Below are 8750 nucleotides of genomic sequence, written 5' to 3'. Positions count from 1 at the left end.
AGCGCTGGTGCCTCGGCCTCCAGCGCCGGGACAAGGAGAAGGTGCTGCACGGCCGCGAGACCGGCGTCATCAAGCGCCTGCCGCACGGCGAGTTCACCGAGGTGCACGCCCCGCTCACGGCGGCCGAACTGCACCGGCTCACCTCGCACGAGCAGCCCCGACCCCTCGAACTCCCGGCCGCCGTGGACGAGAATGGAGTCGCCCACCCGGCGGGGGCGCTCACCCGCACCCGTGCGAGGCTGTCCCGTGGGCTGTACGGCGAGGGCGCCAGGATCGCCAAGCCCACCGCCGAGGAGTACCGCGAGATCACCGACGGCCAGGGCCACGGGCACTGACGGGCGCTGCCGCCGGCCCTGCGGCGCGGGGCGACGGGGCCCGCACCGCGCCGTACCGCAAGCACCACACCGTAGGCACCGCGCCGCACGACGAGCACCGCACAACAAGCACCGCGCCACGAGCACCGGGTGGACACCGCACCACGGACACCGGCCTGCCCGACCTGGACAAGGGAGGACATCGTGCACGACCGTACCGACCAACTCGCCGACAGCAGATACCTCCTGCTCACCACCTTCGGCGAGGACGGCAGCAAGCTCCGCTCGCAGATCTGGGTGGTCGCCGACGGCCCGGCGCTCGGCATCTGGACCCCCGCCCACTCCGGCGAGGCCGAGCGCATCCGCCGCCACCCCAAGGTGCTCGTCGGCCCGTGCGATGCCCATGGGCGTCCGACCGGCCGGCAGCTCCCCGCCCGCGCGGCGGTCTGCGACGAGGACGCCACCGCGCGCTACCGCACCTCGCTGATCAACAAGTACGGCATGACGGCGCTGATCGCCCTGGCCCGCAGCCGCTTCCGGCTCGGCCTGGCCGGGACGGTCGGCATCCGGATCACGCTCAACGAGCTGGAGCAGCGGCTGATCGGGCCGGAGTGGCAGCTGCCGACGACGTACTGTCCGAACTGAGGCGGCCCGAACCGGGAGGCCCGTCCGGGGTGCGGCGGACCGGGGTGCGGCGGGGGTGTCCCCGTCGCGGACCCGGTCGTCGCGGACCCGGCCTTTCGCCTCAGTCCCCGTCCTCCGGGGCCGTGGCGAGGTCGCCGGGTTCGCACGCCTCCCGTCCGGTGCCGACGTGCACCACCCTGACCACCCGGCCGGGCCCGCCGGGGACGACCTGCTGCTCGTGGCCGCACCGCGGGCAGATCAACGGGATGCCCGGCTTGCGCGGTTCCCGGGCGACGGGCCCGCCGTCGCGGCCCGGTGTCGTCACGTCAGCGGGTGGGTCGGGACCGGGCTGACCTCCTGGATCTCGCCGTGCGCCTTGGTGAGGAGCTGTGAGGCGAGGTCGTTGAGCGCCCGGGCGGCCGCGATCTCCTCGCCGACTCTCAGCTGTTCCGGGTCGGACGGGTGGCGGCTGGTGTAGCCGTGGGCGCGCACTTCCGTGCCGTCCCCGAGCCGTAGCAGGGCGGCGGCGGACGTCCTCGCCCCCTCCTCGCGAAACTCCATCTCGATGTGCCAACCGACGAGAGTCTGCATGGCGGATCACCTCCAACGGTTACTCCTCCAGAGTGCGCCGTACCCAGCGTGAACACCAGGGCAGCACGGCCCGGGGGCGACTTGAACGCGTTCAATCGATGAGCGTAGAGTCACCGCCAGTAGAGTTTGAACGCGTTCAAGATAGCGGGGTGGCAGCGATGGGCCGGGGCACGGCGGAACTGGTCGACCTTCTCGTCCTGCTCGGCATGGGCGCCGTGATCCCGCTCGGCCTCACCCTGATCGACGAACCCGGGCTCGCCCGCGTCCGCCGGTACTGGCCGCTGGCCGCCGTCCCCGGCGCACTCTCGCTCTGGCTGCCGCGCGGCGGCCTCGCGACCGGCAGTGCCCTCCTGTACGCGCTCGGCACCCTCGCCCTCGCCGCCCACGCGCCGCTGCGGCTGGCCCGCACCCGCTCCCTCGCACCACGCGAGACCGCCGTGCTCACCGCGCTCACCACCCCCTCGGTGGCCGGGCTCGCACTGGTCGCCGAACGGTCGGGGTACCGACTGCTCGGCTTCGACCTCGACATCCTGGCGCTGACGGTGCCGCACTTCCACTACGCCGGCTTCACCGCCGCCCTCGTCGCCGGACTGGTCTGCCGGGCCGCACCCGCGAGCGCCGCCGCCCGCTGCGCCGCGCTCAGCGTCCCGCTCGGCACCCTGCTGGTGCTGGCCGGCTACTTCGTCGACGGCTGGGCCGAGTTCGCCGGCGCCCTGGTGCTCACCGCCGGGATGTGGCTGACCGGCCTGCTCACCTGGCGCGACCTGCGCACCCGCGCCGCCGACCGGACCACCGCCGCCCTGCTCGCCGTCTCCTCCGCCGTGCTCGTCGCCACCATGCTGCTTGCCCTCTGGTGGGCACTCGGCGAGGCGTCCGGGCTCCCGCACCCCACCCTGGGCTGGATGGCCGCCACCCACGGGGTCGGCAACGCGCTCGGCTTCGCGCTCTGCTCCCTGCTCGCCTGGCGCCGCGTCGGTCACCCCGGTCGGCTCGGCCGCTTCGACCCGCTCACCAACGAAACCGTGTGATGAACACCAGCGACCTCAACTACCCCCAGGTCGGGGCCAGCAGTGCCGTCGACCGGCCGCTGCCCGCCGGCTACAACCACCTGCGCCACCGCGTCCTGATCGGCCACGGCCGCGCCGCGCTGGACGCCGCCGGTGACGCGCTGCTCGGCTGGCGGATGCACCGCGCGGCCGGCGTCCTGGTCACCGCCGAGGCCGACCGGGCCGCCGCCGGAGTCGCCGTCGAGTGCGCCATCGGCCTCGGCCCGCTACGGGCCGGCGCCCCCTGCCGGGTGGTCCGCAGTGACGACGGCCCCGACCGCTACGGCTTCACCTACGGCACCCGCCACGGCCATCTCGCCTGCGGCGAGGAGACGTTCCGGATCGAGATGGGCCCGGACAAGGCCGTCTGGTTCACCGTCACCGCCTTCAGCCGCCCCGACCGCTGGTTCGCCCGCCTCGCCGGCCCCCTGCTGCCGCTCGGCCAGCGCCTGTTCGCCCGCCGCTGCGGCCGCGTCCTGACCCGGATCGCCTCGGCGGCGGCCGGGCACCGCCCGGAGCCGGAGCAATGAACCGGCATGTTCGACTCGCATGACGGAGGCTCAGATGCCGCTCTTGCGAGCAGCTGTGCGACCGGAGCCGTCCTCCATGGCGCAGGATGGTCCCCGTGCCCACTCCTTTCGACCGTTTCGAGCCCCGTCGCGTCCCACCGGGCGAGTACCCCCGGTGGGAAGGGGCTCTCGCCCTCCTCAACCGGGACCTGGCGGTGACCCTTCCCGAACAGGGGCCCCTGCGACTGCTGGCCCTTTCTCCCTTCGGCGCTCCCTTCGACGCGGACGAGCCGGAGGAGGTCCATGTCGCTCTGGCCAACGGCGAGTGGCACGGGAACCACCTGCACCCGGACTCGGCGGACGACCCTGTCAACGCACTGGCGATCATCGCCGATGCCGTGCAGGAGACCGTCACCGCGTGCCTGCGGCAGGTGTGGCCCGTGTGTGCCGAACATGGCCTGGGCATGCACCCGCGGGATGCGAACGGACGACTCTCCTGGTGGTGCGCGGGAGAGCGGTTGCGCCGCGGCCCCGCCCATATCCGTGCCGCCGTGGGCGCTCTCGATACCCTCATGCCCCCACGCCGGCCCAACCGCAGGAGTCGAAGGGCGCGTTGATGCCCGGCTGCCCTGCCCGCGGGGGCGAAGGGCCGGTCGTGACGCGGCCGGCGCGGCCGGACGCCCGGCGCGGCGGTTTCCGGGCGTGGTGTGCTCCGCGGTGAATGCGCGCGGATGTGGAACGCCCTCCATGACGGGCGGGGCCGCCGAACACTCGACGAGTCGGCGGGATGCCCTGGAATAGCGGGCGGGCCGCTGCGGTTGTCGCGGGCACATGGCCTGAACCGCCGCCTCGGAAGGGCAGGAATCACGACATGAGCAGCACGGTCGAGCTGACCAAGGAGAACTTCGACGAGATCGTCCCCGGCCAGGATGGCAAGGACTTCGTCTTCATCGACTTCTGGGCCGGCTGGTGCGGCCCGTGCCGGCAGTTCGCCCCGGTGTACGAGAAGGCGGCGGACCGCCACCCCGACTTGGTCTTCGCGAAGGTGGACACCGAGGCGCAGCAGGAGCTGGCCTCCGCCTTCGGCATCCAGTCGATCCCGACGCTGGCGATCATCCGCGAGGGCGTCCTCGTCTTCTCGCAGGCGGGCGCGCTGCCGGAGGCCGTCTTCGAGGACCTGATCGGCCAGGCCCGCAAGCTGGACATGGCCGAGGTGAAGCGCAAGGTGGCGGCGGAGCAGGACGGCCACCCGGTCTGACGGTCCCGCGACGGTGGCCCCGGGGCGGGCAGTTCCCCGGGCCCACCGGCTCGTGCGGTGACGCGGTGCGGTGCGAGGTGCCGGAACGGGGCAACGGTGGGCGTCGCCCCGGCAGGTCCCGGGCCGGGACGGGCGGGCCCTCAGGGTTCACTCATCGGTCCTCGGTCTCATTTCTCGGTCCGCACTCCTCGCTCCAGGCCGTCAGTCGGGCGGCGAGGGCCCGTACCTCCGCGCGCAGCGCATCCGGACGGCGGACGGTGAACGGCCAGCCGAGGCCGGCCAGCATCACCGCCACGCCGTCGAGGTTCTGGGCCCGGGCGCGCAGCAGGACCCGCCCGCCCCCGGTCGGGGTGAGCGTCCCGGCGGCGGGCGGGATGCGGTGCCGGGCCTCGGCGAGGGTGGTCGTGAGGACCACCTCCACCTCGTGCGTCCACGGCACCGAGGCCAGCGACTCCACCACCCGCTGGACCGGGTCGAAGCCCTCCGGCGCCTCGAAGCCGGCCTCACGCGGCTCGGCGGCCTCGATCCGGTCCAGCCGGAAGGTGCGCAGTTCGCCGCTGCGGTGGTCGAGGCCGGTGGTGTACCAGCGCCCCGAGTGAAAGACCAGGCCGTACGGGTCGAACTCGCGCTCGCTCGGCTCGCCCGTACGGTCCCGGTACGCCAGCGCGACCCGGCGCCGCCGCCGGGCCGCCTCGGCCAGCGTGAACAGGGCCGCGGCGGCCGGGCTGGGACCGGCGGCGGGCGCCGAGGTCAGCCCCAGCGTCTGCTCCACCGCCGCGACCCGCTCGCGCAGCTGCGCCGGCAGCACCCGCCGGATCTTGGCGAGCGCCGTCTCGGCGGCCTGCTCCCCCACCGAGAGCCCGGAGCTTCGCCCGGCCAGCAGCCCGAGGACCACCGAGGCCGCTTCGTCCCCGGTCAGCATCAGCGGCGGCAGGCGGTAGCCGGGCAGCAGCCGGTAGCCGCCGTAGCGGCCACGGTCGGCCCGTACCGGGATGCCGAGGTCCACCAGCCGGGCTGCGTAGCGGCGGACGGTGCGTTCGTCCACCGCCAGCCGCTCGGCCAGCTCGGCGCCGGTCAGCCCGGGTCGGGCCTGAAGCAGCTCCAGCAGGGCGAGGACGCGGCTGACCGGATGATCCATCGGCTCACCGTTCTCCGTTCGGGTCGTCGGGGTCGGGCGGGGTCGGGCGGGGCCGTCCCGGTTGACCGGATTCGATCAGAAGTGACCAGAGGTGAGCGAGGCTTATCCGGGCGGGTCCTGTCCGGATTCGATCCTAGAGTCATGGACGACAGCAGTCCTGCGGTGAGCGGTCCGCGGCGAGCAGTCCCGGCACGGTGCGCGCGAGCGGGTTCGTGGCGAGTGGTTCGTGGCGAGTGGTTCGCGGCGAGCGGCCCCGGGGCGGACCGCGAAGAGCCGTCCTGAGAAGGAGCGATCCCCGATGAGCACATTCGTACTGGTCCCCGGCTTCTGGCTCGGCGCCTGGGCATGGGACGCGGTGGCCGAGCCGCTGCGCGCGGCCGGGCACACCGTCCACCCGGTGAGCCTCACCGGCGTCGCCGAGCGCGTCGGCGAGGGCGGGCCCGAGGTCGGGCTGGAGACCCATATCGCCGATCTGACCGGCCTGTTGACCCGCGAGGATCTGTGGGATGTGGTGCTGGTCGGACACAGCGGCGGGGGTGCCCCGGTCACCGGCGCGGCCGACCGGTTGCCCGAGCGCATCCGGCGCGTCGTCTACCTCGACAGCGGCCCGCTGCTCGACGGAGCCTCCCTGGGCGACGTCTGGCAGCCCGACCACCGGGCCCGCGCCGAGGCGTCCCTCGTCGACGGCTGGCGCCACCCGATGCCGTCCTGGGCGGAGTTGGCGGCCTCCGGTTCGAGTCTCACCGGTCTGGACGAGGCCACCCTCGCCCGCATTCGCGAACGGGCCACCGACGAACCCGCCGGCGCGTTCACCGAGCCGCTGCGACTGACCGGCGGAGGGGATCGGCTGCCGAAGGCCCTGGTCTCCTGCTCCTTCCCGCTGGAGCAGGTCCGCTCCATGATCGCCTCCGGCCACCCGTACTTCACCGCGCTCGGCGGACCCGAGTGGGAGCTGCGTGAACTGTCGACCGGGCACTGGCCGATGTTCTCCCGCCCGGCGGACACGGCCGCGGTGCTGGCGGAGCTCGCGGAGGTGGCGGGGCCGGCGGGGCCCACGGTGAGCTGAGCGGGCCGACGCGCCGGTCGGTGTGCGGGGCCCTGCGTTCGTCCGCGTGTTCGCCTGCGCGGACCGCCCCCGGCATCGCAGGATGGGCACGGCGTCGGCACCCGGCACGGCGCCGACCGGTGGCCGGTGGCCGATGGCCGGCCACCGGCCACCGAGAGTCGAGCCGGCCGGGAGTGAGGGTGAGCCCGCGATGAACCAGATCCCGACCAGTACGGCCGTCCCCGAGGCCGTGCCGGAGTTCCGGCGGGTCACCACCGCCGTGGTGACCGGCGGCAGCGCCGATGCCCCGTACCACGTGGAGGTGAAGGCGGGCACGCACCTGCTGACCGCCGACGAACCGGTGCGCCGAGGCGGTTCGGACAGCGGGCCGGAGCCGTTCGCGCTGCTGCTCGCCTCACTCGGCTCCTGCACCGCGATCACCCTGCGGATGTACGCGGAGCGCAAGGAGTGGCCGTTGGAGGCCGTCCGGGTCAGGCTCGGATACGAGACGGACGGGCGCACCGGCCGGGTCTCGCGCCGGGTCTCGCTCACCGGCGCACTCGACGACGCCCAGCGCGCCCGGCTGCTCGACATCTGCGAGCGCACACCCGTCACCCTCGCCCTGCGGGCCGGGATGGCGATCGAGACCACGGAGGACCGCGCATGACGACCACATCCGAGGAGTACGACGTCATCGTGGTGGGCGCGGGCCCTCCCGGTGAGAACGTGGCCGGTCGGACCGCCGCCGCCGGGCTCCGCACGGTGATCGTGGAGAGCGAGCTGGTCGGCGGCGAGTGCTCGTACTGGGCCTGTATGCCGAGCAAGGCCCTGCTGCGCCCGGTGGCCGCGCTGGCCGAGGCCCGCGCGGTGGCCGGATCGCGGGAGGCCGTCGGTCCCCGCGCGCTGGACGCGGCCGCCGTGCTGGCCAGGCGCGACTCGTTCACCTCGCACTGGCAGGACGACGGCCAGGTGCGGTGGCTCCGCGACAACGGCATCGAGCTGGCACGCGGCCACGGCCGGCTGGCCGGCGAGCGGGCCGTCACCGTCGAGGCGGACGACGGCAGCGAGCGGCTGCTCACCGCCCGGCACGCCGTCGCGATCTGTACCGGCAGCCGGCCGGTGCTGCCGCAGAACGTTCCCGGGCTGCACGAGGCCCGGCCGTGGACCAACCGGGAGGCGACCGCCTCGCCCACCGTGCCGGCCCGGCTGGCGGTGGTCGGCGGCGGGGTGGTCGGGGTGGAGATGGCCACCGCCTGGCGGGCGCTCGGCTCCGAGGTCGTGCTGCTGGTGCGCGGCGGCGGCCTGCTGCCCCGGATGGAGCCCTTCGCCGGCGAGCTGGTGGCGGAGGGTCTGCGGGCGGCCGGAGTGGACGTCCGGTTCGGGACGGAGGTCGCCTCGCTGGAGCGCGCGGAGGGCCCCGGGCCCGTCACGCTGGTCCTCGGTGACGGCGAGCGACTGACCGCCGACGAGGTCCTGTACGCCACCGGCCGCGCACCGCGCACCACCGATGTCGGGCTGGAGCAGGTCGGGCTGAAGCCCGGCAGCTGGCTGGACGTGGACGACAGCTGCACCGTGCTCGGCGTCGCCGACGCCTGGCTGTACGCGGTCGGGGACGTCAACCACCGTGCGCTGCTCACCCATCAGGGCAAGTACCAGGCGCGCATCGCGGGCGCGGTGATCGTTGCCCGCGCCGAGGGGCGTGCGCTGGATACCTCGCGTTGGGGCGCGCACGCCGCTTCGGCCGACAGTGCCGGGGCGCCGCAGGTCGTCTTCACCCATCCGGAGGTCGCGTCCGTCGGTCTGACGCTGGACGCCGCCGAGCAGGCGGGCCTGCGGGTCAAGACGGTCGACCACGACCTCGGCTCGGTCGCCGGCGCCTCGCTGTACGGCGACGACTACCGGGGCAAGGCCAGGGTCCTCTTCGACCTCGACCGGGAGGTGCTGGTCGGTGCCTCCTTCGTCGGCCCCGGGGTCGCCGAGCTGCTGCACTCGGCGACGGTCGCGGTGGTCGGCGAGGTGCCGATCGACCGGCTCTGGCACGCGGTGCCCGCGTACCCGACGATCAGCGAGGTGTGGCTGCGGCTGCTGGAGGACTGCCGGGGCTGAGGCGCGGGCCGCCCCGGCACGACTCCGGTCCGGCCGGGGCCGGCGTCGGTGGGGCGGTCGGGAGGGCGCCGTCCTCCGTCGGCATGGCGAGATGTGGCCGAGGATCTCCGGCGGGACAC

General features: G+C 74.4%; 11 protein-coding genes and 1 pseudogene. 9 read left to right on the top strand and 3 right to left on the bottom strand.

Annotation, left to right across the window (positions count from 1 at the left end; translation table 11 throughout):
• Positions 1-335 (top strand): annotated as a pseudogene (locus AB0P06_RS34125) (ubiquinol-cytochrome c reductase cytochrome b subunit); the annotation flags it as partial.
• A 183-nt stretch (positions 336-518) separates the two neighbouring features.
• Positions 519-959, top strand: a complete 441-nt coding sequence (locus AB0P06_RS34120) for a PPOX class F420-dependent oxidoreductase (RefSeq protein WP_363614373.1) — start codon at positions 519-521, stop codon at positions 957-959.
• 100 nt (positions 960-1059) lie between these two features.
• On the opposite strand, the gene AB0P06_RS34115 is transcribed toward AB0P06_RS34120, so the two are convergent.
• Both AB0P06_RS34115 and AB0P06_RS34110 read right to left on the bottom strand, forming a co-directional pair.
• Positions 1060-1263, bottom strand: coding sequence for a hypothetical protein (locus AB0P06_RS34115; RefSeq protein ID WP_363614371.1), 204 nt, complete (start codon positions 1261-1263; stop codon positions 1060-1062).
• The gene (locus tag AB0P06_RS34110; RefSeq protein WP_363614369.1) at positions 1260-1529 is read right to left on the bottom strand and encodes a DUF1876 domain-containing protein; all 270 of its coding nucleotides are present in this window, start codon (positions 1527-1529) and stop codon (positions 1260-1262) included. Before AB0P06_RS34110 ends, AB0P06_RS34115 begins: the two co-directional genes overlap by 4 nt.
• Positions 1530-1687: 158 nt before the next feature.
• Here AB0P06_RS34110 and AB0P06_RS34105 point away from each other — a divergent pair, with 158 nt between their 5' ends.
• The 4 genes from AB0P06_RS34105 (at position 1688) to AB0P06_RS34090 (ending at position 4342) form a co-directional block, all read left to right on the top strand.
• Positions 1688-2557, top strand: coding sequence for a YndJ family protein (locus tag AB0P06_RS34105; protein ID WP_363614377.1), 870 nt, complete (start codon positions 1688-1690; stop codon positions 2555-2557).
• A complete protein-coding gene (locus tag AB0P06_RS34100; RefSeq protein WP_363614367.1) occupies positions 2557-3105 on the top strand; it encodes a DUF1990 domain-containing protein in 549 nt (182 codons plus the stop codon). Before AB0P06_RS34105 ends, AB0P06_RS34100 begins: the two co-directional genes overlap by 1 nt.
• A gap of 194 nt (positions 3106-3299) precedes the next feature.
• Positions 3300-3701 (top strand): hypothetical protein, encoded by a 402-nt coding sequence (locus tag AB0P06_RS34095; RefSeq protein WP_363614365.1) that lies wholly within the window; start codon positions 3300-3302, stop codon positions 3699-3701.
• A gap of 254 nt (positions 3702-3955) precedes the next feature.
• Complete coding sequence (locus AB0P06_RS34090; protein WP_363614363.1) at positions 3956-4342, top strand: thioredoxin domain-containing protein; 387 nt, start codon at positions 3956-3958, stop codon at positions 4340-4342.
• A gap of 151 nt (positions 4343-4493) precedes the next feature.
• On the opposite strand, the gene AB0P06_RS34085 is transcribed toward AB0P06_RS34090, so the two are convergent.
• A complete protein-coding gene (locus tag AB0P06_RS34085; RefSeq protein WP_363614361.1) occupies positions 4494-5480 on the bottom strand; it encodes a YafY family protein in 987 nt (328 codons plus the stop codon).
• Positions 5481-5778: 298 nt separating this feature from the next.
• Here AB0P06_RS34085 and AB0P06_RS34080 point away from each other — a divergent pair, with 298 nt between their 5' ends.
• From AB0P06_RS34080 to AB0P06_RS34070, 3 genes are all read left to right on the top strand, one after another.
• Positions 5779-6546: an alpha/beta hydrolase gene (locus AB0P06_RS34080; protein ID WP_363614359.1), complete on the top strand. Its 768-nt coding sequence runs from the start codon at positions 5779-5781 to the stop codon at positions 6544-6546.
• Between the two features lie 190 nt (positions 6547-6736).
• Complete coding sequence (locus tag AB0P06_RS34075; RefSeq protein ID WP_363614357.1) at positions 6737-7192, top strand: OsmC family protein; 456 nt, start codon at positions 6737-6739, stop codon at positions 7190-7192.
• Complete coding sequence (locus tag AB0P06_RS34070; RefSeq protein WP_363614355.1) at positions 7189-8631, top strand: NAD(P)/FAD-dependent oxidoreductase; 1443 nt, start codon at positions 7189-7191, stop codon at positions 8629-8631. Before AB0P06_RS34075 ends, AB0P06_RS34070 begins: the two co-directional genes overlap by 4 nt.
• The last annotated feature ends 119 nt before the right edge of the window (positions 8632-8750 follow it).

The organism is Kitasatospora sp. NPDC088351, from assembly GCF_040685575.1.
Classification (GTDB): domain Bacteria; phylum Actinomycetota; class Actinomycetes; order Streptomycetales; family Streptomycetaceae; genus Kitasatospora.
This window is presented reverse-complemented; position numbering and strand designations above follow the sequence as displayed.

What these genes read in the sequence shown, in the direction of transcription:
- AB0P06_RS34110 (WP_363614369.1), bottom strand. Translation starts at nt 1,529, where the DNA reads ATGCAGACTCTCGTCGGTTGGCACATCGAGATGGAGTTTCGCGAGGAG.
- AB0P06_RS34090 (WP_363614363.1), top strand. Translation starts at nt 3,956, where the DNA reads ATGAGCAGCACGGTCGAGCTGACCAAGGAGAACTTCGACGAGATCGTC.
- AB0P06_RS34070 (WP_363614355.1), top strand. Translation starts at nt 7,189, where the DNA reads ATGACGACCACATCCGAGGAGTACGACGTCATCGTGGTGGGCGCGGGC.
- AB0P06_RS34100 (WP_363614367.1), top strand. Translation starts at nt 2,557, where the DNA reads ATGAACACCAGCGACCTCAACTACCCCCAGGTCGGGGCCAGCAGTGCC.
- AB0P06_RS34075 (WP_363614357.1), top strand. Translation starts at nt 6,737, where the DNA reads ATGAACCAGATCCCGACCAGTACGGCCGTCCCCGAGGCCGTGCCGGAG.
- AB0P06_RS34085 (WP_363614361.1), bottom strand. Translation starts at nt 5,480, where the DNA reads ATGGATCATCCGGTCAGCCGCGTCCTCGCCCTGCTGGAGCTGCTTCAG.
- AB0P06_RS34105 (WP_363614377.1), top strand. Translation starts at nt 1,688, where the DNA reads ATGGGCCGGGGCACGGCGGAACTGGTCGACCTTCTCGTCCTGCTCGGC.
- AB0P06_RS34080 (WP_363614359.1), top strand. Translation starts at nt 5,779, where the DNA reads ATGAGCACATTCGTACTGGTCCCCGGCTTCTGGCTCGGCGCCTGGGCA.